The organism is Streptomyces sp. NPDC002809, from assembly GCF_040295435.1.
Classification (GTDB): Bacteria; Actinomycetota; Actinomycetes; order Streptomycetales; family Streptomycetaceae; genus Streptomyces.
The window spans coordinates 98,873-122,125 of the sequence record NZ_JBEOVJ010000006.1 but is presented as its reverse complement, the minus strand read 5'-3'; the positions used below and the strand labels follow the sequence as shown (position 1 = coordinate 122,125).

Genomic DNA, 23,253 nt, shown 5'->3' with positions numbered 1-23,253 from the left:
CCGGTGCTGCGCCCCGGGCCGTGGGCCATCCGAGTTGCCGGGCTGCCCGGCCGGGTGTGCTCTGGAGGAAAGCGGGGGCGACGGAAGGAGCTCGCTGCCATGGCCGCACACGCTTCGGTGCAGGCACGCGGAACACGCGCGCGTGTCAAGCGCCCCTCCATGCTCAGCTGGGCCGTGCCCGTCACGCTCGGCGTGATCCTCGGCTGCTACGCGACGTCCATCGCCCGCGACGGCGGTGTGCTCACCGGCACGCGGCTCGCGCTCGGCCTGATCTCCGGCGCCGTTCTCGCGGCGCTCTGCTTCGGTCTGGGCCGGGTGCAGAGGCGCCTGCCGCCCGAACTCGCGGCAGCCTCGTACGGTGCGCTGTTCGGCGGTTCGGTCGGCTTCCTGTACAGCCTGTCCGGCAAGAGCGTGCTGGCCGCGTCGGTGCTCGGCCTGCTGACCGGGGCGGGCATGCTGGTGGCCGCGTTCTACTACTTCTACACACGGGCGGACTGAGCCCCGCCGCTTCTGCACACGGGCGGACCGAGCCGCCGCTTCTGCACACGGGCGGACCGAGCCGCCGCTTCTCACACGGGCGGACCGAGCCCCGCGCAGCTCTCCTCGAGCTCCGCGCAGCTCCCCGCCGGACGGGCCCGCGCCTCGGCTGCGCGGGCCCGTCCGGCGTGCGGAGCCGTTGTCAGTTGCGGACCACGGTCACCGGGCACGGTGCGTGCTGGGCGACGTGCAGGCTGACCGAGCCGAGCAGGGTGGCCTTGAAGCCGCTGTACCCGCGCGCGCCCACGACCAGCAGATTCGCCCCCGCGGCCCGGTCGAGCAGGGCCTGCGCCGGATTGCCGATCACCACGACCTTGCTGACGGCGGCCGCGCCCTCGGCACCCAGGGCCTCCTCCAGCGCCTCGGTGAGCGACACCGTGGCCAGAGCCTGTGGGTCGAAGTCCTCCGGCATGCCCGGCATCATGGACGCCCAGCTGGTCGCGGGGTACTCCCAGCTGTTGACGGCCTCCACCGTGTCACCGGTCAGCTCCGCCTGGCGTACGGCCCAGTGCAGTGCCTTGATCGACGACTCGGAGCCGTCAACGCCCACCACGATCCTGCCCATCTCTGCCTCCAGCTCGGTTCCGCTTGGTTCTGCTCGGTCGTGCTCGGTCGTGCCGGTGCGTCGTGCGGATGGACCGCACGACGCGCCTTCTCGCGCAACTGTAGTCAAACCGGACGAAAGCACAGCGTCCGGGTCGGTCAGTCCAGCCGAAGGTCGGCCAGCTGCCGCTCGAAGGGGACCACCTCGTCGTCCAGTCCGAGGGTCCTGGACGCCCCGGAGACGGCCCGGCCGCCCGTGATCGCCTGCGCGAGCTCGCCGCCCGCACGCCGGATCCGGGCCGGCAGGCCCTCGGTGTACTCGTCGCCCGACGAGCCCCAGTCCTCCGAGGCCGCGTACACCGACGTCGGCAGCGTGACGGCCCGCAGGTAGGCGAAGAGCGGACGCATCGCATGCTCCAGCACCAGCGAGTGCCGGGCGGTGCCGCCGGTCGCCGCGACGACGACGGGCTTGCCGGTCAGCGCGGTGTTCTCGACGAGGTCGAAGAACGACTTGAACAGTCCGCTGTACGAGGCGGTGAAGACCGGGGTGACGGCGATCAGTCCGTCGGCCCCCGTCACCGCGCCGATGGCCTCCTCCAGCTTGGCCGACGGGAATCCGGAGACCAGGTTGCCCGCGATGTCGACGGCCAGGTCGCGCAGTTCGACCACCCGGACCTCGACCGGCCGGTCCTGGTCGGCGTCCAGCCGTTCCCGGGTGGCCGCGGCCAGCCGGTCGGCCAGCAGCCTGGTCGACGAGGGGCTGCTCAGCCCGGCCGAGACGGCGACGATCCTCAGCGGTTCGGTGGCGAACACGGTGTCAGCTCTCCTTCGCGGCAGTGGCGGTGGCGGCCGCGGTGACGGCCGGGTGCAGGGGTGCGGACTCGGGCACCCCGGCGGGGCGCAGGTTGGCGAACTCCTTGCGCAGCACGGGGACGACCTCCTCGCCGAGGATGTCGAGCTGCTCCAGGACCGTCTTCAGCGGCAGCCCCGCGTGGTCCATCAGGAACAGCTGGCGCTGGTAGTCGCCGACGGCGTCCCGGAAGGACAGCGTCCGCTCGATGACCTCCTGCGGGGAGCCCACGGTCAGCGGCGTCTGCTGGGTGAAGTCCTCCATCGACGGCCCGTGCCCGTAGACCGGCGCGTTGTCGAAGTAGGGACGGAACTCCCGCACCGCGTCCTGCGAGTTCTTGCGCATGAACACCTGCCCGCCCAGACCCACGATGGCCTGCTCGGCGGTGCCGTGGCCGTAGTGGGCGTAGCGCTGCCGGTAGAGGTTCACCATCTTCTTCGTGTGCTCGATGGGCCAGAAGATGTTGTTGTGGAAGAAGCCGTCGCCGTAGTACGCGGCCTGCTCGGCGATCTCCGGGGAGCGGATGGATCCGTGCCAGACGAACGGCGGTACGCCGTCCAGCGGGCGCGGGGTCGAGGTGAAGGACTGCAGTGGCGTACGGAACTTCCCCTCCCAGTCCACGACGTCCTCGCGCCACAGCCGGTGCAGCAGGGCGTAGTTCTCCACGGCGAGCGGGATGCCCTGGCGGATGTCCTTGCCGAACCAGGGGTAGACCGGGCCGGTGTTGCCGCGGCCCATCATCAGGTCGACGCGGCCGTCGGCGAGGTGCTGGAGCGTGGCGTAGTCCTCGGCGATCTTCACCGGGTCGTTGGTGGTGATCAGGGTCGTCGAGGTGGACAGGATGATGCGTTCGGTGCGGGCGGCGATGTAGCCGAGGGTGGTCGTCGGCGAGGACGGCACGAACGGAGGGTTGTGGTGCTCGCCGGTCGCGAACACGTCGAGGCCGACCTCCTCGGCCTTCCGCGCGATGGCGACGGTGGCCTTGATCCGCTCGTGCTCGCTCGGCGTCGTGCCGGTCGTCGGGTCGGTGGTGATGTCCCCGACGGTGAAGATCCCGAACTGCATGGCGCCCGCCTCCAGGTGATCGCTTCAGGTGTTCGCTCAGGTGGTTGAACGTTGAACTATGTGAACACACCCTACAACGGAGCACCCCGTCTCCCTATTCCGCGGGTACCGGACCGGTCCCGCGCTGCTCCTCGACCCACCGTCCGGCCCGCTCGACCGCCTCGCGCTGGGCCCCGAAGATCTCCTCGCGGGCGGGCACCACCTGGTCGTCGCCGAGCTCCGTGGTGAGCCCGGTCCGGCGCAGCACCGCGAGCAGCCCCGGCTGGACCCCCGCCAGATAGAGCCGGCCGCCGTGCGCGTCCAGTTCCTCGGCGTACCGGCTGAGCAGCTTCACCACCGCCGAGGACGGGACCTCCGGTGCGGTGCGCAGCGTCAGCACCACGGCCGACCCCCGCGCCTGCGAGACGTCGGGCCACTCGGCGTCGATCCGGGGCACCTCGGCGAACAGGCTGGCCCCGCCGTAGAAGAGGACGGCCACCTCGCCGGGCCCGATCCGCGCGGGAGGATCGGTGAACCGCCAGCTCCCGGGGCCGGAGCCGCGCTCCAGCCCGCGCAGTCCGCTCTGCCGGGCCGCCTGCACGCAGTACAGCAGCAGTGAGAGCAGTGCCCCGATCACGATGGCCTGCTGGAGGGGCAGCTGAGTGGTGGCGATGAAGGTGACGATCATCGCGGCGGCCGGCAAGGGGGACGTGCGCAGCACCAGCAGGATGTCCTTGCGGCGCCCCCGGATCAGCTCGCAGCCGATCACGATGATCAGCCCGCCGATGACCGGCATCGGGATCCGCTCGGCCAGCGAGCCGAGCGTCAGGACCAGCAGCGCCAGCCACAGCCCGGCGAAGACGCCGGTCCAGCGGGTGCGCGCGCCCGCGCCGACGGCGACGCCGGTACGGGACATGGAACCGCCGGCGGGCAGCGCGCCGAACAGCCCGCCGCCGATGTTGCCGATCCCCTGGGCGACGAAGTCGCCGTCGACGGACGACTTGGAGCCGTCGGGGTTGCGGACGGTCGGGCCGATCGACGCCGCCTGGGCCAGCGCGACCAGCGCGACGGCGAAGGCGCCGGGCAGCAGCGAACCGACGACGGACAGGTCCGGGGCGGTGAAGTGCGGCAGTGCCGCCGGGATGTGCGCGATGTCCCCGGCCAGTTCCACGTCGACGGAGAGCAGCCCGACGCCCAGGCTGACGGCGACCAGGGCGATCAGGACGGACACCGGTTCCAGCCGTCCGACCAGCCGGACGAGCGCCCACACGGCGACCGTGGTCAGCGCGGTCAGGGTGGTCGCGAGCTTCCAGTCGCCGGCGTGGATCACCCAGTCGGCCAACTGGGTGAGGCGGTTGTGGCCGTCGGGCTTGTAGCCGGTGGCGTCGTCGAGCGAGCCGGTGATGATCTGGAGGGCGATCCCGGTCGAGAAGCCGGTCATCACGGCGTTGGAGACGAAGCTCATCACCGCACCGAGCTTCAGCAGCCCGAGCACCACCATGATCAGCCCGGCGAGCACGGCGACCGTGGCGATGTTCCCTGCGTCCTTGGGGTTCAGATGCGCCCCCGACAGCACGCTCTGCGAGGTCAGGGCGATGGCGGAGGTGAGGGTCGTGACCATCAGGACGGTACGGGCGAAGAACGATCCCAGGATCGTGGGAACGACACCCGCGTAGATGCCGGTGACCGGGTTGAAGCCGCCGATCGCCGCGTAGGCCATGCCCTCGGGGATCGAGAAGAGCCCGGTGACCAGGCCGGCCGAGACGTCGGAAGGTGTGGGCCGTCCCAGCTTCTTCTTCATGCCCGCCTCGCTCATGACAACTTAGTAGAACCCAATCGGGCTATGCGTGCATTTCATCACTTATGGGCGAATCGCCACCCGGTGTGATGCGGTGCGGTGCGTACGCTGGGCCGGTACGGAGGCCGTCCGAGCCCCGGGCGGACGGAGGCGGTCATGAGCGGAACCGGAGTGCCGGGCGACGGCGGCACCCTCCCCGAGCGCACCGGCGACCGGCAGGGCGGGGGCGGCAGCGAGCGCTGGAAGGAACGCGGCGTCATGCTGCGCGTCTTCGTCTACGTCTTCGCCACACACCTGTTCGCGGGCTTCGTCTGGATCCTCTTCTACGTGGGCGAGCACGCGAAGAAGTAGCGCAGGCGCAGCCGGGGAGCGGGCGCGACCGGGCGCCCGGACCGCGCCCCGGCACGGGCGAATTCCCCGCGATCGGGACCGCGCCTTCGGCTAAGCTCCACCCATGACCTCCGTACCGCGCCGGAACTGGTGGCGCTCCTTCTAGGAGCGGCCACCTCTTCAGCGCGGGACCAGGGCCGTTCGTTACGGACGGCCCTTTTTCTCTGCCCTTTTTCCGGTACGGGTTCCGAGCCCGGCGGGGGCCGTCCTCCACGCACACACCATCGCGAGGAGAGACCAGCCATGACCACGACCCACGCCGACGACACCGCCACGCTCGACGAGCGGATCCACCGGGACCCCGCCGCCTTCCGCGTCCTGACCGGCGACCGGCCCACCGGCGCGCTCCACCTCGGGCACTACTTCGGCACGCTCCACAACCGGGTGAGGCTCCAGGACCTGGGGGTGGAGACGTTCATCGTCATCCCCGACTACCAGGTCCTGACCGACCGGGACGTCGCGGAGCGGCTCGCGGCGACCATGGAGGGGCTGCTGCTGGACTACCTGGCCGTCGGCATCGACCCGGAACGCTCGGTGATCTTCAACCACAGCGCCGTGCCGGCGCTCAACCAGTTGCTGCTGCCGTTCCTGAGCCTGGTCTCCGTCGCCGAACTGGGACGCAACCCCACGGTCAAGGACGAGATCGCGCACTCCCGGCAGGCTTCGGTCAGCGGCCTGATGTTCACCTACCCGGTCCACCAGGCGGCCGACATCCTGTTCTGCAAGGGCAATCTGGTGCCGGCCGGCCAGGACCAGGTGCCCCATCTCGAAGTGGCCCGGACCGTCGCCCGGCGGTTCAACGAGCGGTACGGACCCGTCTTCCCGGAACCCGAGGTGCTGCTCTCCGCCGCGCCCCTGCTGCTCGGCACCGACGGCACCAAGATGAGCAAGAGCCGCGCCAACTCCATTGCGCTGAGCGCCGACGCGGACACGACCGCCCGACTGATCAAGGGTGCGACGACGGACACCGAGCGGCACATCACGTACGACCCCGAGGGGCGGCCCGGGGTCTCCGGGCTGGTGCTGCTCGCCGCGCTCTGCCTCGACCGCGACCCGTACGACGTGGCCGAGGAGATCGGCGGCGGGGGTGCGGCGGCCCTCAAACGGACCGTGACCGACGCGGTCAACACCCGGATGGCGCCGATGCGGGCCCGGCGGGCCGAGTACGCCGCGGAGTTGGGCTACGTGCGGTCCGTGCTGCGGGCCGGCAACGCACGCGCCAACGCCATCGCCGACGCGACACTGACCCAGGTGCGGCAGGCGATGGGAGGGCTGGTCTAGGGCCTTTTCGTCTGGATCAGGCCGGATCAGGCCGGGCCAGGGAGCGGGGGCCGGTGCGTGCAGCCGCGGTCCGCGTCCCGGCCTGATCCGACGAGAGGCCCGAGTCCGTGGTCAGTGCCGGGCCATCGAACCGCGCCGCCGCAGGAGTTCCGCCAGCCCGCGGCGGGTCGCGGCGATCACGACGCGGTCGGTGGGCCGGAGCACGTAGCCGGGGTGCAGGTTCCAGACGAGGCCGCCCTGCGGGGCGCCGGGCGGGGTGGTTCCGGGGGCGTACGGCGGCGGGGCGGGCGCGGCCAGGTCCGGCCGGCGGTCGGCGGGCGGGGCCGTGTCCAGGGCGAGGACCCGCCAGGCCCCGGCCCGGAACGCCTGTTCCACCGTCCGGCCCTCCAACTGCGGGTGTCCGGCCACCTCGACCGCGGCGAACAGCATCACCTTCCGCTCGACCGGCACCGCCCCGAGGATCTGCCGGCCCATCATGGCGACGGCGAACGACGGCGCCGCCAGGTGGGAGACCGACCGGGAGCGGGTCAGCGCGTGCGGGTGGGCGGTGCGCAGCGTGCGGTAGACGGCGGTGGCGAACTCGTCGTCGAACAACCGCAGCGTCACCCGGAGGTCCGGCTTGACCGAGCGCGCGTACAGCGCGGCCTCCAGATTCGTGGTGTCGATGCTGGTCAGGGCGAGAAGTGCGCGGGAGCGCCGGATCTTCGCGGCTTCCAGGACGCCCTCCTGCGTGACGTCCCCGAGGACCACCGGCACGTGCAGCCGCCGCGCGACGGGGATGCCGCGGGCGTCCGGGTCGTCCTCCACGCAGACCACGGGGATGCCGAGTTCGCGTAGCTGGACGAGGACGCGCGTGCCGATCTTGCCGAGCCCGAGCAGCACCACGTGCCCGGACAGACCGCGCGGCGGGCGCCGCAGGGACGAGGCCGTACGGAGCGAGCCGAAGGCCTCCAGCACTCCGGCCACCAGGAGCGGCAGCAGCATCAACCCGGCGACACCCGAGAGGAGTTGGATGATCTGGCGCGCGGTCGGGTCGCCGATCGCCGGGTCGCCCATCGCGAACAGGTCGAGCAGGGTCAGGTAGGCGGCGTGCAGCGGGTCGTCCCCGGTGGTGAAGGAGGACGCCACCGCCAGGCCCAGGACGGCCAGGCCGACTCCCAGCGCGGACCAGCGCAGCCGGCGCGAGAAGACCTGGCTCAGCGGTGCGCCCCGGCCGCCCATGCGGCGTTCCCCGCCGGTGGGGCCCGCTTGGCTGACGGCCTCCAGGACGATGGTTCCGCGTCCGGTCGCGGCTGCCACCTGCGCCTGGTCGGGCAGGAGCCGGGGGCCTTCCTCGCCGCTGCTGTCCGAGCCCTCGGTGCCTGCCGGGTCGTGGGTGGTGGAGGAGAGCAGCGCCAGTGTGCACAGCCCCGGGTCGGCGGCCTGGCCCGCAGGGGGCGGGGTGCGTTCGGCCGCGCGCAGGAGCAGGCCCTCCGCCTGGATCACCTTGCTGGACCCGGCGAGGGCGGTCGCCGCGAGGGCGGGGGCCGCGGTGTCGGCGTCGGAGAGCACGGTGGTGGAGGCGTCCAGCGCGGCCGGGTCCAGCCCCGGTGAGGCGACGGCGGCCGCCTGGTCGAGCAGGGCTTCGAGGTGCTGGCCGAGCTTGCGGTTGTAGAGCCGGATCACCAGCCGGACGCGGGGGTTGAGCCTGCGGGCGGTCAGCGCGGCGCGGATGTTGCGCTCGTCGTCGTCGTAGACCAGGGCCAGTGCGGCGGCCGTGTCGACGCCGGCCTCCTCGAAGGCCTCGTCGGAGGGCTCCGCCGCCTGGAGGATGCGGACCGCCTCCACTCCGGCGTTGGTGTCGCCGTCCCCGCCTCCGGTCCCGCCGTTGCCGTTGCCGAGTCCGGGCGCGCCGTTGCGGTTCATCGCCGACGACATCCGGCCGAAGAGGGCGGCGGCCCGGCCGCGCCCGGTCAGCGGCAGCTCCGGTCTGGCCGTACCGGGCTCCGGCGGCAGGACGAGGGTGACCCGCTCCCCGTAGACATAACGCAGCTCCACGGCGAGCCGCTGGGCGAGCGCGTCGTCACCGCAGACGACCATGTGTCCGGAGAACGGAGAGCGTTGGGGCTGCTGGGGAAGAGGAGGCACATGTCCCAGCATGCCCTGCTCCCTTCTCGTGATCGATACGGTCAGTGGTCCTCGTGTGTCCCGGGAGGCGTTCCGGCGTGTGTCCCTTCGTGTCTCCCGTCGTATGTCCCGTCGTACGTCCCGGACGGTGGCCGGGCGAGCAGGTGGCGCGGGTCCGCGGCACGGCTGATCGCCGATTCGACGGCAGCGATCCGGTCCGCGAGCAGCCCGAGCGCGGCCACCGCACGGGTCAGTGGATCGCCGTCGGGGCCGCCCAGCGCCTGGGTGCGTACGTACGAGGCGGAGACGGCGGACCAGCGCTCCGCCTGTGAGGGGCTGAGAGTGCCGCGCAGGGCGGCGAGTTTCAGCAGGGCCGCCTCGGCGCCCGTGGTGAGCGTCTGGGCCTCGCCCGTGTAGTGGTCGTCGATGACGGCGGACAGCTCGGCGTCGTTCATGACGGGCACGACGCGCTCGGCGATGCGGTTCATGTTGCGGTACGAGCCCTGCAGGCGGAACGGCGGCTCGGTGCGCGTCGCGTCGGACTGAGCGGCCGAGGCGATGTACGCGGCGTTGACGGCGAGGACGGTGTCGCGGGCGTGCAGCAGATGACGGAGCACGGCGGTGATCCGGTCCACCTCGGCCGGTGCGTAGGGGTGTTGGAGCCGGTCCGCACGGGCTGTGGCGTCGGTGCCGGAGGCGAGTCGCAGCAGCAGCGCGAGGTCCTCGCGGGACCGCCCGGCGAGGGGGGCGAGCACCGGGTTGGCGGTCAGCGCGTTCTCGACGAAGCTCAGCGCGAAGACGTCCTCGCGGCCGCTCAGCACCTCGCCCAGATTCCAGACGTCGGCCCGGTTGGCGAGCATGTCGGGGATTTGGAACCGTTCCCCGGACTCGGTGTACGGATTGCCCGTCATGCACACCGCGAACCTCTTGCCCCGCAGGTCGTAGCTGCGCGGCTCGCCGTCCCGCACACCCTCGATCCTGCGGGTGGCGTCGCAGAGCGGGATGAACTTCTGGAGCAGCTCCGGTGAGGTGTGCTGGATGTCGTCGATGTGCAGCAGGGTGTTGTTGCCGGCCTCCAGCGCGAAGTTGATCTTCTCGACCTCCCGGCGCGCGGTCGCGCTGCGGGCCTGGGCGGGATCCAGCGAGGTCACGTCGTGGCCGAGGCCGGGGCCGCTGACCTTGACGAGGACCAGGCCGAGCCGGTCGGCGACGTACTCCATGAGCGTCGTCTTGCCGTAGCCGGGCGGCGATACGAGCAGCAGCAGCCCCTGCGAGTCGGTGCGCCGGTCGGCGTCGGCGGTGCCGAGCTGCTTGGCGAGGCTGTCGCCGATCAGTGGCAGGTACACCTCGTCGAGCAGCCGGTTGCGGACGAACGCGGACATGACGCGGGGCCGGTGGTCGTCCAGCCGCAGCCGGGTGCGCTCGGTGGTGACCAGGGCGGTGCGGCGGTGCTGGTAGGCGCGGAAGCCGGGGACGACGGTGGTACGGAATTCCTCGGTGCGGGACAGGAGTTCATCGATCCGGACGGTCAGCCGGCCCCGCTCGATGCGCGGGTGCACGCCCAGGAGGCCGTCCACGGTCGTGGTGAGGGGCGCGTCCCCCTCGTAGCGGGCCAGAACCGGCTCCGGGCACAGCTCGACGGCGACCGCCTCCGCGAGATCGCCCGCGTCCGGATCCGCACCGCCTGCCCGGGCGTACGAGGTGAGCCAGCCCTCGACGAGCTGGCGGCGGGCCGGCAGATCGCCCGCGAGGGCGGCCAGATCCTCGTCGTACGCCGAAGTGCCGGTCGTGCGGCGGAACTTGTCCAGGAAGGTACGGACCGGCTCGGCTGTGACGAATCCTTCCGGGCCGCTCGTCAGCTCCTCGAAGAGGTAGGCGGCGACGGTGCGGGAGCCGTCCTCCTGGATGGCCGCGGCCCATTCCTCCTGGAGTGCGGCCACGGCCGGGGCGAGACCGAACGTCTCGCGGGCGCGGGCCAGGGAACGGGCCCGGCGCGTCCAGGACGTCCGGCTCGCCTCGTCCGTCCCGTACACCCAGAACAGCTGGGCGGCGGCGCGGACAGCGGGCGGGAAGCGCAACAGCCCCGCGGCTGTGTACAGCCGCAGCAGAGCGGCCAGGATGGCCGTGGCGTCCTCGTCGTGGACGCCGCGCTGGTACCCCTCGTCGTACGCGGTGGCAGCCGACTCCCTTACCAGGGCGGCCAGTTCGGTGGCGTCGAGGGACCGCAGCCGGTCAGCTCCCTGCTCGGAGAGGAGCCGGGCCGCCAGGTGCTCGCCGCGGTAGACGGACGGGGACTCGGAGGGCAGCAGCTGGTCCCGGTACGGGCGGGTGGCCCGGAAGTCCGGGTCGGTGACCGGGGCCCGGTAGTCGGTTCCGGTGACGGCGAAGGCGAGCCCGTCGCCCTGGGGCACCAGGGTCAGCTCGAACGGCTGGGTGTTCACCGCGAAGCGGTGACGGCCCAGCCTGATCGTCGCCCCGCCGTCCGCGTACAGCTCGCTGCGGTCGCGCAGCGCCCGCCCCGCCTCCTGGCGGGCGGCCAGCAGCTGCCCGTCGAGCTCCTCGGCCCTGACCGTGTCGCCGAGTCCGCGCAGTTCGTCGGCGGTGCGGCGGACCTTGGCGACCATCGGATCGGAGGCGAAGTAGGTGTGCACGGCATCCGCGTCGGGCAGCGCGGAACTGCGGCGTGCGACGGTCTCCAGCACCCGGGCGGCGGACGCCGCGAGTTGCTCGGTCCGGCGGGCGAGGGCGTCCTGAAGGGTCTGCCTGCGGGCCGAGAACGCCTCGTACACCTCCGTCCGCCGCTCGCCCAGCTCGGCCAGGAAGTCGTCGAACTCGGCGAACCGCGCCTCCAGGTTCTCCAGTTGCAGCAGCAGCCGCGCCAAGCGGTCGTCACAGGCGTCCGGGGTGTCCGCCGCGGCCAGTGCTGCCGTGACGGCCTGCCCCAGCAGGGCGAACTCGGCGGCGAACTCGGCCCGGCCCTCCTGGTCGAGCAGCGTGCGCCGACGGGCGTCGAGCGTGGCGCGGGCCCGGTTCAACCCGCCCAGCACCTCGGCGATCCGCTCCAGGATCGAGGTGCGGACCACGCCGTCACCGATGTCGAGCCCGGCGACGACGTCCGTCACCGTGCTCAGCCCGTCCGTCATCCCCGCCAGCCGCTCGCCGAGCGCCGAGGCGCCGGTGACGGTGGTGAGAGCGGCGGCCTCCTCGGTGAGCCGGGCGACGTCCTCGTGGTACCCGGTGAACGCGTCGTCCCCGGACAGGAACGCGACCGCACGCCGGCCCGCCGCGGAGACGTCGTCGGCGGTGGCGGCGCCGAGTTCGGCGATCCGTCCGGTGTCCGCGTACCGCATCTCGGAGAGCGTCGCCAAGTGACCGTGAGCTGCCCGCAGTTCGGTCAGCCGCCCGACCCATTCGGCGGCCGACCCCGGGGCCTCGCCGCGGACCCGGCGGACGAGTGCGGTGATCCGGTCCGCCGTCTCGGCGAGCGCGTCTGCGGCCCGTCGGGTCTGCTCCTGCACCGCGTCGAACTCGGCGAGCACCTGCTGGGCGGTGTCGCGGAGTGCGGCCAGCGGTTCGCCGAGAGCCCCGAGTCCACTCTCGTCCAGCCAGTGGTACCGGTCCGTCGCGCGGGAGCAGTCGGCCACCAGCCGTGCGTACACGGCACCGGTCGGGGTGGTCCCCTCGGCGCTGTGCGCGAGCGCGAGGCAGTCGGAGATGCCGCGCACCAGATCGGCGTTGCCGACCCGGGCGAGGGGGCCCGTCCCGGCGGGGCGGGAGGCGGCATAGGTGTCGGAGACGTACGGCGTCTGCCAGCGCTGCACCGGGTGCACGCGGGCCGGGCCGCCGTCCGGGCCCTCGACCGGGTCCCGCAGAACGACGAGCGAGCCGTCGTCGAGCAGCGCGTGGCCTCGGCCCTGGAGCGGAGTGGCGACCTCCTGCCGGATCACGTTGTACGGGAGCAGCAGGCTGCGCCCGTCCTCCCGCGAACGGAACGCGTACAGGACGTCCTCCCCGTTGGGGGAGCGGACGGCACCCTCGAAGACGGGTTCGGCGAGCGGCAGGGCGATGTCGAAGGTCTTGGCGGTTCCGGAGGTCAGGTAGTAGCCGCCGGGGAAGATGATTCCCTGGTCCTCGGGGAGCCGGTGGCAGGCGGGACCGATGCCGTCCAGCCGCTGCACGGTGCCGAGGAGTCCGTTGAAGACGAGATGGCGCCAGGCCTCCTCCTTGTACGGCCGGATGCGCAGCAGCACGAGCGGACCGGACTCCGCGTACTCGACCTCGGCGTCGGCGAGCGACTGGAGGGGCTCGGTGACCGGCTCGCGGTAGATCCCGTCGGGGGACTCCGTGTCGTCGGCGGTCTTGAGCGTGAGATGTCCGCCGAGCGTGGAGACGAAGAGCGGGGCACGCGCCCCGTCCCCGGAGCCACCGACCGCGATGTGCGGATGCGGGCCCGCGATGTGGGCCTCGCGGCCCGCGACGGTCCAGGTGAAGTCGTGCGACGGCGGGAACACGTGGTCGCGCTCCCCGCGGGCGTCGAGGAAGGCACCGGGTGAGCCGTCGGCGTCGAGCGCCCAGCGCAGGACGCGGATGTCCTCCGCGGTCTCGCCGGTACGGAACACGGCGAGGAGCCGGCTGTCGGTACGGCGCAGCCGCAGGAGCCTGGCATCCCGGTAGTAGCGGTGCAGGCCGCTGAACTCGCGTACGAAGGCCTCGTCGGCGAGTAGGGGGTCGGTGGCCGGGGCCAACTGGGCGTCGTACAGCGCGAGGACGTCGTCGACGGCCGGCCCGTCGGCCCGGCCGGGGCCGCGCTCGAAGCCGAAGAGGAGGTGTCCGCCGATCGCGACGAGGTCGCGGGGGACGGACGGCTGCGCCGTCCGCACCTGCTCGCTGCCGAGCAGCCGCAGTCCGGTGGAGCCGAACTCCGCGGTCCGGCGTTCGTTGAGCGTCTCGGCGCGGCGGGCGAGCTCGGCGGCCTGGGTGCGGAGCCGCCGCCGCAGCACGTCGTAGGCCCCGTCCTCGGGGCCGTCCGGGGGCGGCGGGGTGGCGGTGTCCATGCGGCTCCTTACGGGGCGGATGTGTGGCCTGCGGCCGGCGGTGTCCTCGACCGCCGGACGGGCTTGCTTCGGTTCGGCTCGGTCCGGCTTGGGCCGGGTCGTCTCGGCTCGGTCCGGCTTGGGCCGGGTCGTCCTCGATCGCCGGACGGGCCGGATTCCGCCCGGGGGCCGAGGGGCACGCGGGCTCGGTCCGGACCGGCGGTCCTCGACCGCCGGACGGGCTCGGCAGGGACCGGGCCTCGGCGGCGTGCGGGTTGCAGGCGGCCCGGGCGGGCTGTCCTCGATCGCCGGACGGGCCTGGGTTGCCCGCCGTTGGCGTGAGCCTGCGGGCGAGTGTTCCCGGCCGGCCACATACCGGCAGTGCGGCCACATCGCGCCCGTCCGGCGTTCGAGTACGGACGGTGCTCCGGGGGCCTTCGAGTGGGCTGGATCGGTCCGATCCAGCCCGTCCGGCGATCGAGGACAAAGGGCCAAGGACCCCGCTACCCCACCGGCGTACCGTTCCGGGACGGTGACGGTGACGGTGACGGTGACGGTGACGGGCTGGGCACCGTGCCCACCGGCGCGTCCGCCAGGCCCAGGGACCTGGCGTGTTCCAGGAGTTCGCGGACCTGGTCCGCACCCGCACCCCCCGCCCCCGGCGCAGCCATCATCCGCATCAGCAGCGCCGACACCGTCAGGTTCTGCACGTCACCCGACGACACCGAACCCAGCACCCGCGTCAGGTCGTCCGTGAACGACGACGTGCCGTTCAGCCACGCCCCGCCCAGCGCCTTCGCCGTGTCCGAGTTCTCGACGAACCCGTCGAGGCTCTTGCCCATCGAGATGGACGAGACCAGCCGGTCGAAGAAGACCGACTCCCCGCCGACGATGTCGATGTCGGCGTTCTCCAGGCCCGTGGCCAGTACCGTCGCCTGCGCCTCGGCGACCTGGCGCTGGACCTCCAGCCCCGCGAGCCTGATCTCCTTCTCCGCGGCCAGCCGCAGCCGGTACTCCTCGTGCCCGCGCGACGCGTCGTCCAGCGCCGCCATCGCGGCCGCCTTGTCCGTGAGCCCCGCCGCCTCGGCCTTCAGCTTCTCGCCGATCATCGCCGCGTCGGCCACCGCCTGTGCCTGTGTGCCCTCCGCCGCCGCGAGCGCCTTGAGCCGGGAGCCCTCCGCCTCGGCCCTGAGCCGGGCGGACGTCGCCTCGGCCTCCGCCAGACCGGTCTTCTCGATGACCTCGGCCGCCGCGTCCCGCACCTGCACGTCCGCGAGTCCGAGGGCCGCCGACTCCGCCTGGACCCCCTCGGCCAGCCGCAGCTTCGCCCGGGCGTCCAGGTCCGCGGTCTTCAGCCGGGCCTCAGCGAGCGTCAGCTGCTCGGCCGCCCGGTGGGTGGCCGCGGCCTCGGCGGCCTCCGCCGCCTTGATGTCCTTGACGAGCTGCTCCTGGGCCTCCGCCTCCGCGGCGATGATCACCGACTTGCGGGTGCGCTCGGACTCCTCGACGGACCGCAGCGTCTTGATGGACTCCTCCTGCTCGGCGACCGTACGGTCCACCGCGATGCGCTCGCGGATCACGTCGGCGACCTCGCGGCGCTCGGCCTCGACCTCCTTCGTCGCGGCGATGCGGTTGAGTTCGGTCTGCCGTTCGCGCCCGATGACCTCGATCATGCGGTCCTTCTCGATGCGCTCGTTCTCCACGGCGATGACCCGCTCGCGGTTCTTCTGCGCGACGGCGATCTCCCGGGCCTGGTTCTCCCGCTGGATGCCGAGCTGCTCCTCGGTCCGGATGAACGCGGTCTGGGCGCCCAGGCGTTCCTCCTCCTGGACCCGGGCGGTGGCCGCCTCCTCGCGGGCGCGCAGGGTCTCCACCTCTCGGCGCTGCTTGATCTCGGCCTCGGCCTGCCGGCGCTCCAGCTCCAGGATGGTCTCCCGGGCGTCCACGTCCTGCCGGGTGATCTCCTTCTGCTCGGTGCGCTGGAACTCGTTGGTGCGTACGTGCTCGATCGCCGTCAGCTCGGTGATCTTCCGAATGCCCTGTGCGTCAAGGATGTTGGCGCCGTCCAGCTGCACCATCGGGGTCTGCTCGAGGAAGTCGATCGCGGCGTCGTCGAGGTGGTAGCCGTTGAGATCGGTGCCGATGACCCGGATGATCCGGTCCCGGAACTCCTCGCGCTTGGTGTACAGGTCGACGAAGTCCAGCTGCTTGCCGACCGTCTTGAGCGCCTCGGAGAACTTCGCGGCGAAGAACTCCTGGATCGCCACCTTGTCGCTGGCCCGTGCCGTACCGATGGCCTGGGCGACCTTGATGACGTCCTCGACGGTCTTGTTGACGCGGACGAAGAACGTGATGTGGATGTCGGCGCGGATGTTGTCCTGGCAGATCAGGCCCTCGCGCCCGGTGCGGCGGATCTCGATCGTCTTCACCGAGATGTCCATGGACTCGGCCTGGTGCAGCACCGGCAGGACGACGGCGCCGGTGAAGGTCACGTCGACCTTCTTGGTCTTGGAGATGATCAGGGCCTTGCCCTGCTCCACCTTGCGGAAGAGCCGGGTGACGATCAGGAGCAGGGCGATCGCGATGAGCAGGACCACGGCGATGAGCAGGCCGAGGCCCAAGGAGATGGCTTCCATGACAGTCCTTGGCGGCTGGTGGTACGGAAAAGGAAAGGGAAGGGTGACGCGGGTGCGCGCGGTGCACGGGCCGGGCGGCACGCGCTCGGGCAGCACGGCAGGCACGGGCACGACGAGGCGTGTGGCGTCGGGCCTTTGCGGGCGTCCGGATCAGGCGGTGCGGCCGGGCGGCGTACGACGGTGCGGACGCGGCAGAGCCGGCGGCGGTCCCGGGTCGAGCGCACGGTCGTACGGGGAGACCCAGAAGAACTCGCCCGCCTCGTCGTACGCGTACAGCAGCCCCGAACTCCCCGCGGTGAACGCGGTGTCGGCCGGTGCCAGCTGACGTACCTGGACGATCGCGGTGGATCCGTCGGCTGCGGCGACCTCGGCCTGGCCGAAGTCCGTACCGACCGAGCCGGTGCGCACCGTGCAGACGCGGCCCAGGAAGTCCTGGCGCGATGGAGGAGGCTGGTCGGCGAAGAAGCGGCGGAAGTGGTGCACGAGCAGCCGCACCACGGCCCAGGCGACCAGCAGCGCCCCGGCGAGGACGCCGAAGGCGAGCGCGGCCCGGACGGCCCCGGTGGCCTCGCTGCGGTGCACCAGCACCGAACCGGTCAGGGCGGTGAACCAGCCGACGGCCACCATCACGGATACCGAGACGGTGACGGGCACGCCGCCGATCCCGGCGAGATCCGTGTCGAGGTCCGCGTCGAATGAGTGGTGGTCGGCCGCACCGGCCAGGACGAGCAGCCAGAAGGCGATGACGACGACCAGCGCCGCGGAGAAGAGCACGGCCGGGAAGGACTGCGCCGCGGTCAGGAACTCCTGCATCGGTCCACCCCCCTGCCGTCCGTGCGGGGCCGGGCGTGACCGCGGAGCCGCGGCGCCGTCCCAACGGCACCGCGACAGCCGGGTCTTCCCCCGTCCCCCTGCACCCCCGTGTTTCCCCCGTGGTCCCCCGGTTGGTGCTGACAGGATCGTGTCATCCACGGCCGGTCGGCCGCACTGCCGGATTCCGGCAATCTTTCTCCGCGCTCGATGCCGGGCACCGGCATGCGCACGTATGCGTTGTGTAAATATCAGTGGCGCATCAGGAGTGGAGGCGTGGGCGTGGCGGAACCGGTGATTCCCGACAGTTTTCTGGAGGGCTACGCCCGGATCCTGGGTGAGGTCGCCGTCTCCGGCCGTCGGCTCACCCGGGAGGAACTCGACACCCGCCGCACCCTCGGCAGGGAGGCTGCCGAGGCCGGGCACCAGCTGCGCGCGCTGGTCCGTATGCATCTGGCCGAGGCCCGCAGCACCTGGCCGGCCGCTGCCCCCGGAGCGACGCCGGCAGCCGCCGCCGCGTCCACCGAGAGCGTGCTGGCCGCTGTGGAACACGCCGTCGACGCGTTCGCCGAGGGTTTCGAGCGGGCCCAGCGCCTCACCGTCCGGCGGGAGGAGGCGGCCCGCCGGGAGTTCATCGACGACCTGCTGTACGGGCGCAGCGACCTGGGCCGGCTGGCCGAGCGCGCCACCCGGTTCGGGCTGCGGCTCTCCCGCGCCCATGCGGTGGCGGTGGCGACGGGCCCGGAGGCGTACACCGAGACCGACGCCGTGCCGCGGCAGGTGGAGTCGGCGCTGCTGGCCCGGTTCGGCGGCCGCAAGATCCTGCTCACGACGAAGGACGGCCGACTGATCTGCATCGCGCCCGGCACCCAGCCCGATGTCCTGCGGTACTTCGCCAAGCAGGCGCACGCGGCGACGGACGGCGGCCGGGTGGCCGTCGGCCGTGCCCACCGGGGGCCCGGCGGGGTGGTCCAGTCGTACGACGAGGCGCTGGACGCCCTCGACCTCGCGGACCGGATGGGCCTGGACGACCCCGTGCTGTACGCCGCCGATCTGCTGGTCTACCCCGTGCTGACCCGGGACCGGCAGGCGATGGCCGACCTGGTGCGCAGCGAACTCGGCCCGCTCCAGCAGGCGCGGGGCGGCGCGGAACCACTGCTGAAGACGCTCACCGTCTACTTCGAAGCGGGCTGTGTAGCGGCCGAGACGGCCCGACGGCTCGCGCTGAGCGTGCGGGCGCTCACCTACCGGCTGGAGCGGATCCACCAGCTCACCGGCTCCGACCCGTCCGACCCGATGCACCGCTACACCCTGCAGACCGCGGTCATCGGCGCCCGGCTGCTGGACTGGCCGGCCAAGGAGGTCTGAGCCCCGGAGACGGCCCGGCCGCCCCGTCCGCTGCCGGGTTCCGGCAGCATCGCCCCTCCACCGCTCCCCACGTGCGGGGATGCCGACCTCCGCCTAGCGTGATCAGTCGGGGGAATCCGGTGTGCAGCGAGGGAGAACCGCACCATGGCCCGACATGCACGTCAGCCGGGGGAACCGGCCGGGGACGGAACGCGGGGGCGGGTGGCCACCGAGCAGTCCGCTTCCCGGGCGGCGCCCGGCAAGGAGCGCGGCCCCTCCCACCGGTGGTGGGTGCTGGGGGTGATCGGTCTGGCCCAGCTGATGGTGGTCCTCGACGCGACGATCGTGAACATCGCGTTGCCCTCCGCCCAGCAGGACCTCGGCTTCAGCGACGGAAACCGCCAGTGGATCGTGACGGCGTACGCGCTCGCCTTCGGCTCGCTGCTGCTGCTCGGCGGCCGTATCGCCGACCTGGTCGGCCGCCGGGTGGTGTTCCTGACCGGGCTGGTCGGCTTCGCGGTGGCCTCCGCCATCGGCGGTGCCGCGCCGAGCTTCGAGATCCTGGTGCTGGCCCGTGCCCTGCAGGGTGTGTTCGGCGCACTCCTCGCCCCGGCCGCGCTCTCGCTCCTCACCACGACGTTCACCGTGCCCAAGGAGCGGGCGAAGGCCTTCGGGATCTACGGTGCCATCGCGGGCGCGGGCGGTGCGGTGGGGCTGCTGCTCGGCGGGGTGCTCACCGAGTACCTGGACTGGCGTTGGTGCCTGTACGTGAACCTGCTGTTCGCGGCTCTCGCCTTCATCGGCGGCTCCCGCCTGCTCACCGCGGGCGCGCCCGTGAACCGTCCGAAGCTCGACATCCCGGGGACCCTGCTGGTCTCCGCCGGACTCTTCTGCATCGTGTTCGGCTTCTCCAAGGCCGAGACGAATCCGTGGAGTTCGCCCCAGACCTGGGGGTTCCTGCTGGCCGGTGCGGTGCTCGTGTCCGTGTTCGCGTGGTGGCAGACCAGGGCCGCGCATCCGCTGCTGCCGATGCGCGTGGTGCTGGACCGGGACCGTGCGGCGTCGTTCCTCGCGATGTTCATCTCCGGCGCCGGCATGTTCGGCGTGTTCCTGTTCCTCACCTACTACCTCCAGAAGAGCCTGCTGTACTCGCCGGTCTCCACGGGCGCGGCCTTCCTGCCCATGGTCGCCGTCATGATCGTGACGTCCGTGACGACGACCAACACCCTGGTGCCGCGGTTCGGGGCCAAGCCGATCGTGCCGCTCGGCATGGGCATCTCGGCGGCCGCGATGGTGTGGCTGACCACCCTGAACCTGAGCAGCAGCTACCTCGCCCATGTGCTGCCGCCGTTGATCTGCCTGGGCCTGGGCCTCGGCATGATCTTCGCCACGGCGATGAACCTGGCCACGGCCGGGGTAGCGGCGCGGGACGCCGGGGTGGCCTCCGCGATGGTCAACACCAGCCAGCAGGTCGGCGGCTCCATCGGTACGGCGCTGCTCAACACCCTGGCCACCAGCGCCGCCGCCGACTACCTGGTGGGCCGCAGGCCCACCCCGGCCGCCGTCGCCCAGGCCCAGCTGGAGAGCTACTCCACCGCGTACTGGTGGTCGGCGGGGTTCTTCGCCCTCGGCCTGCTGGTCACGGTGATCCTCTACCGCCGCGGCGCGCCCCGGCCCCACCTGGTGGAGGAGACCGAGGCGGCTCGCGCCTGACGGCGCCCGGCCCGTCCCTCAGCGGCCGCGCCCGCCCGGCCCGGTGCCCTCCACCAGCGAGACGAACGGGATCGACTCGCCGATCCGCCGGTAGTCCTCCGCTCCGCCGTCGACCGCGAACCCCATGAACGCGGCGAGCCGGCGGGCGGTCCGGGGGTGGCGGGGCGCGTACCGAGCCATCAGTTCGCCGCCCTCCTCGGTCGGCAGGACGTGCGCCGTCACGGCGTGGAACCCGCGCCCGACCTGCACGGCGGCGTGCGGTGTACGGAGCAGGTTGCGGTACCAGTCGGAGCCGGGGCCGAAGCCGGAGGCGACCGTCCAGCTCCGCCGGCCGTCCACGGTCGCGGACTCGACGACCTCGATCACCGTCCGCCGGGAGAGGCCCGTCGTGCGGCCGGTGTGGACGAGGAGCAGCAGACGGTCCCGGAACAACGGTCCGAGCCCCGCGCGGAACATGTGGACGGGCAGCCGGACCGCGGCGCGCCGCAGTCCGGTCGGCAGTGGCGGGCGCCGCTGTCCTGGCGAAGGTGCGGGTTCAGGCATCACTGTGCAAACGTTGCACAGACCAATGGTGGTGTCATGGTCCTGAGCGGTGGATTCGGTACCGGTTCGACACCGTTCCGGCTTCGGCGCGGGCCTGACTCGAGTACGGCCGTTCCGCACGGTACAAAGAGGCATGGCCGAGCAGGAACAGTCATCCGCCGAGCAGGAACAGTCATCCGAGGAACGACCGTCCGCCCCGGGCAGGGACGACGTCGACGCGGTGACGCGTGCGGTGCTCACGGCGTCGCGCCTGCTGGTGGCGGTGTCCGCCCGTTCGCTGGCGACGGTCGAGGACCGGGTGACGCTGCCCCAGTTCCGGCTGCTCGTGGTGCTCGCCACGCACGGGGACGCCAAGCTCGTCTCGCTCGCCGAGCGGCTCGGCGTGAACCCGTCGACCGCGATGCGCATGGTGGACCGGCTGATCGCCGCCGGTCTGGCGGAACGGCAGGTCAACCCGGCCAACCGCCGGGAGACCTCGCTGCGGGTGACGCCCGAGGGGTGCCGGCTGGTGGAGGACGTCACGTCCGCCCGCCGCCGGGAGGTCGCCGCCATTGTCGAACGCCTCGCGCCGGAGCAGTGCACCGCGCTGATCGAGGCGCTGACGGCGTTCACCGCGGCGGGCGGTGAGCCGGCCGTGCCCGGGGGAGGCGCGGACGCCTACCCCCTGGGCTGGGCGCCCGACCTCCCCGCCCCCCACGACAGCTGACGGCGGCACGGACGCGGAGTCAGTCCGCGGACGTGGCCAGTTCCTCCTCGGGGGCGGTCACCCGCGCAACCGGGAGCACGCCGGGCTCACCGGGCGTGGCGGCCGGGCCGTCCCCCTTGCCGCGCCACTTCCGGATCAGCTCGACCGCCGGCTGGGTCCAGCGCGCGGTGAGCGGGCCGACGATCACGAGGATGAGGACGTACGCCGTGGCGATGGGCCCGATCCGGGGCTCGGTGGCCACGGCCAGACCGGCGATGACGATGGAGAACTCACCGCGGGCGACGAGCGTGCCGCCCGCCCGCCAGCGCCCGCGCGATCCGATGCCCGCCCGCCGGGCCGCGTACCAGCCGGTGGCGATCTTGGTGAAGACGGTGACGACGGCCAGCAGCGCGGCCGGCAGCAGCACCGGCGGAATCTCCGCGGGGTTGGTGGAGAGCCCGAAGAACACGAAGAAGACGGCGGCGAAGAGGTCCCGCAGCGGGGTCAGCAGCTTGCGCGCGCCCTCCGCGACCTCACCGGAGAGCGCGATGCCGACGAGGAACGCGCCGACCGCCGCCGACACCTGCAACTGCTGGGCCACACCGGCGACCAGGACGGTCAGTCCGAGCACGACGAGCAGCAGCATCTCCGGGTTGTCGGAGGACACGGCCCGGCTGATCAGCCGCCCGTGCCGCAGCGCGAGGTAGAGCACGAACCCGACGGTGCCGAGCGCGACGAGCAGCGCGATGCTGCCCCCGGCGAAGCCGACGCCCGCGAGCATCGCGGTGAGGAGCGGCAGATAGACGGCCATCGACAGGTCCTCGATGACCAGCACCCCGAGGATGACGGGCGTCTCCCGGTTGCCGAGGCGCCCCAGGTCCGCGAGGACCTTGGCGATCACCCCGGAAGAGGAGATCCAGGTGACCCCGGCCAGGGCCACGGCGCCCACCGGCCCCCAGCCGAGCAGCAGGGCCGCGACGGCGCCGGGGGTCGCGTTGAGGACGAAGTCCACGGCGCCGGAGGGGTACTGGGTCTTCAGACTGGTGACGAGCTCGGAGGCGCTGTATTCGAGGCCCAGCAGGAGCAGCAGCAGGATGACGCCGATCTCGGCGCCCACGGCGGTGAACTCCTCGCTCGCCCCCAGCGGCAGCAGCCCGCCCTCGCCGAAGGCGAGCCCGGCCAGCAGGTACAGCGGGATGGGCGAGAGCCCTACGCGGCCGGCGAACCGGCCGATGATGCCCAGTCCCAGGATGACGGAGCCGAGCTCCACCAGCAGTGCGGTCGTGTCATGCACGGTCAGCCCTCCGCAATGATCTCGGAGAGCGTGTCGACGCCCTCCCTCGTACCGACGGCGACGAGCGTGTCCCCGATGGCGAGCCGGAAGTCCGGCCCGGGTGACGGATGGGCGCTGTGGGTCCGCAGCACCGCCACGATGGAGGCCCCGGTCCGGGTCCGCGCCCGGGTGTCCCCGAGAAGCCGGCCGCCGTACGGGGAACGCGTCCCGAGCGGGATGTGCTCGGTGACCAGGTCGATGCCCTCGGTCCGCACGGCGTCGATCGGCGCCGCGTCGATGAGGTGGGCGAGCCCGGTGGCCTCCTGTGGGGTCAGTGGTACGGAGAGCCGACAGGAATCGGGGTCGTCCTGGTCGTAGAAGCCGATGAACCGCCGTCCGTCGTGGTGCACGACGACGGAGATGTGCTGTCCCGACTCGGTGGTGTAGTCGTACTGCACGCCGACTCCGGGCAGCGTGGTGCGGTGGGTTCCCATGGCTTCCTCCCGAGGAGCGCGGTGTGCTCTGACGTACTTGGTGATCTCTTTAGCTGCGCATTACCTTATCCGGAGGCCTCCGCCGCCTTCGTGGCCGGTCTTCCGGCCCCGGACGCACGCGTGCCCGGCCGGTGCGCAACCGGCCGGGCACGCGGTGGTCGACGCGACGC

General features: G+C 72.4%; 17 protein-coding genes. 6 read left to right on the top strand and 11 right to left on the bottom strand.

Annotation, left to right across the window (positions count from 1 at the left end; genetic code table 11):
- The first annotated feature begins 99 nt into the window (after positions 1-99).
- On the top strand, positions 100-498 hold the full coding sequence (locus ABT025_RS06165; RefSeq protein WP_350990401.1) for a hypothetical protein: 399 nt from the start codon (positions 100-102) through the stop codon (positions 496-498).
- A 181-nt stretch (positions 499-679) separates the two neighbouring features.
- Here the strand turns inward: ABT025_RS06165 and ABT025_RS06160 are convergent, their stop codons facing one another.
- The 4 genes from ABT025_RS06160 to ABT025_RS06145 form a co-directional block, all read right to left on the bottom strand.
- Complete coding sequence (locus ABT025_RS06160) at positions 680-1,102, bottom strand: universal stress protein (protein ID WP_350990399.1); 423 nt, start codon at positions 1,100-1,102, stop codon at positions 680-682.
- A 137-nt stretch (positions 1,103-1,239) separates the two neighbouring features.
- Positions 1,240-1,893: an FMN reductase gene (locus ABT025_RS06155; protein ID WP_350990397.1), complete on the bottom strand. Its 654-nt coding sequence runs from the start codon at positions 1,891-1,893 to the stop codon at positions 1,240-1,242.
- A 4-nt stretch (positions 1,894-1,897) separates the two neighbouring features.
- Entirely contained in the window at positions 1,898-2,995 is a 1,098-nt protein-coding gene (locus ABT025_RS06150) for an LLM class flavin-dependent oxidoreductase (RefSeq protein ID WP_350990395.1), read from the bottom strand.
- A gap of 94 nt (positions 2,996-3,089) precedes the next feature.
- Positions 3,090-4,790: a SulP family inorganic anion transporter gene (locus tag ABT025_RS06145; protein ID WP_350990393.1), complete on the bottom strand. Its 1,701-nt coding sequence runs from the start codon at positions 4,788-4,790 to the stop codon at positions 3,090-3,092.
- 153 nt (positions 4,791-4,943) lie between these two features.
- On the opposite strand from ABT025_RS06145, the gene ABT025_RS06140 reads away from it, so the two are divergent.
- A complete protein-coding gene (locus ABT025_RS06140) occupies positions 4,944-5,123 on the top strand; it encodes a DUF6126 family protein (RefSeq protein WP_502971893.1) in 180 nt (59 codons plus the stop codon).
- Positions 5,124-5,405: 282 nt separating this feature from the next.
- Positions 5,406-6,443, top strand: a complete 1,038-nt coding sequence (gene trpS, locus ABT025_RS06135) for a tryptophan--tRNA ligase (protein WP_350990391.1) — start codon at positions 5,406-5,408, stop codon at positions 6,441-6,443.
- A 111-nt stretch (positions 6,444-6,554) separates the two neighbouring features.
- Here trpS and ABT025_RS06130 read toward each other — a convergent pair whose 3' ends face one another.
- From ABT025_RS06130 to ABT025_RS06115, 4 genes are all read right to left on the bottom strand, one after another.
- On the bottom strand, positions 6,555-8,582 hold the full coding sequence (locus ABT025_RS06130) for a potassium channel family protein (protein WP_350990390.1): 2,028 nt from the start codon (positions 8,580-8,582) through the stop codon (positions 6,555-6,557).
- Between the two features lie 29 nt (positions 8,583-8,611).
- On the bottom strand, positions 8,612-13,603 hold the full coding sequence (locus ABT025_RS06125; RefSeq protein ID WP_350990388.1) for a DNA repair ATPase: 4,992 nt from the start codon (positions 13,601-13,603) through the stop codon (positions 8,612-8,614).
- A 482-nt stretch (positions 13,604-14,085) separates the two neighbouring features.
- On the bottom strand, positions 14,086-16,218 hold the full coding sequence (locus ABT025_RS06120) for a flotillin family protein (RefSeq protein WP_350990386.1): 2,133 nt from the start codon (positions 16,216-16,218) through the stop codon (positions 14,086-14,088).
- Positions 16,219-16,368: 150 nt separating this feature from the next.
- Entirely contained in the window at positions 16,369-17,031 is a 663-nt protein-coding gene (locus ABT025_RS06115) for a hypothetical protein (protein WP_350990385.1), read from the bottom strand.
- A gap of 279 nt (positions 17,032-17,310) precedes the next feature.
- Here ABT025_RS06115 and ABT025_RS06110 point away from each other — a divergent pair, with 279 nt between their 5' ends.
- Both ABT025_RS06110 and ABT025_RS06105 read left to right on the top strand, forming a co-directional pair.
- Complete coding sequence (locus ABT025_RS06110; protein WP_350990548.1) at positions 17,311-18,396, top strand: PucR family transcriptional regulator; 1,086 nt, start codon at positions 17,311-17,313, stop codon at positions 18,394-18,396.
- Positions 18,397-18,540: 144 nt separating this feature from the next.
- Positions 18,541-20,088, top strand: coding sequence for an MFS transporter (locus ABT025_RS06105; protein WP_350990383.1), 1,548 nt, complete (start codon positions 18,541-18,543; stop codon positions 20,086-20,088).
- Between the two features lie 18 nt (positions 20,089-20,106).
- On the opposite strand, the gene ABT025_RS06100 is transcribed toward ABT025_RS06105, so the two are convergent.
- Positions 20,107-20,631 (bottom strand): nitroreductase family deazaflavin-dependent oxidoreductase, encoded by a 525-nt coding sequence (locus tag ABT025_RS06100; protein ID WP_350990381.1) that lies wholly within the window; start codon positions 20,629-20,631, stop codon positions 20,107-20,109.
- A gap of 133 nt (positions 20,632-20,764) precedes the next feature.
- Here ABT025_RS06100 and ABT025_RS06095 point away from each other — a divergent pair, with 133 nt between their 5' ends.
- The gene (locus ABT025_RS06095) at positions 20,765-21,337 is read left to right on the top strand and encodes a MarR family winged helix-turn-helix transcriptional regulator (protein WP_350990379.1); all 573 of its coding nucleotides are present in this window, start codon (positions 20,765-20,767) and stop codon (positions 21,335-21,337) included.
- Between the two features lie 19 nt (positions 21,338-21,356).
- On the opposite strand, the gene ABT025_RS06090 is transcribed toward ABT025_RS06095, so the two are convergent.
- Together ABT025_RS06090 and ABT025_RS06085 are read right to left on the bottom strand one after the other, a co-directional pair.
- Positions 21,357-22,610 carry a cation:proton antiporter gene (locus tag ABT025_RS06090; protein WP_350990377.1) on the bottom strand — a complete coding sequence of 418 codons (1,254 nt, stop codon included), beginning with the start codon at positions 22,608-22,610 and terminating at the stop codon, positions 21,357-21,359.
- A gap of 2 nt (positions 22,611-22,612) precedes the next feature.
- The gene (locus tag ABT025_RS06085) at positions 22,613-23,083 is read right to left on the bottom strand and encodes a cation:proton antiporter regulatory subunit (protein WP_266780289.1); all 471 of its coding nucleotides are present in this window, start codon (positions 23,081-23,083) and stop codon (positions 22,613-22,615) included.
- Positions 23,084-23,253 lie beyond the last annotated feature (170 nt).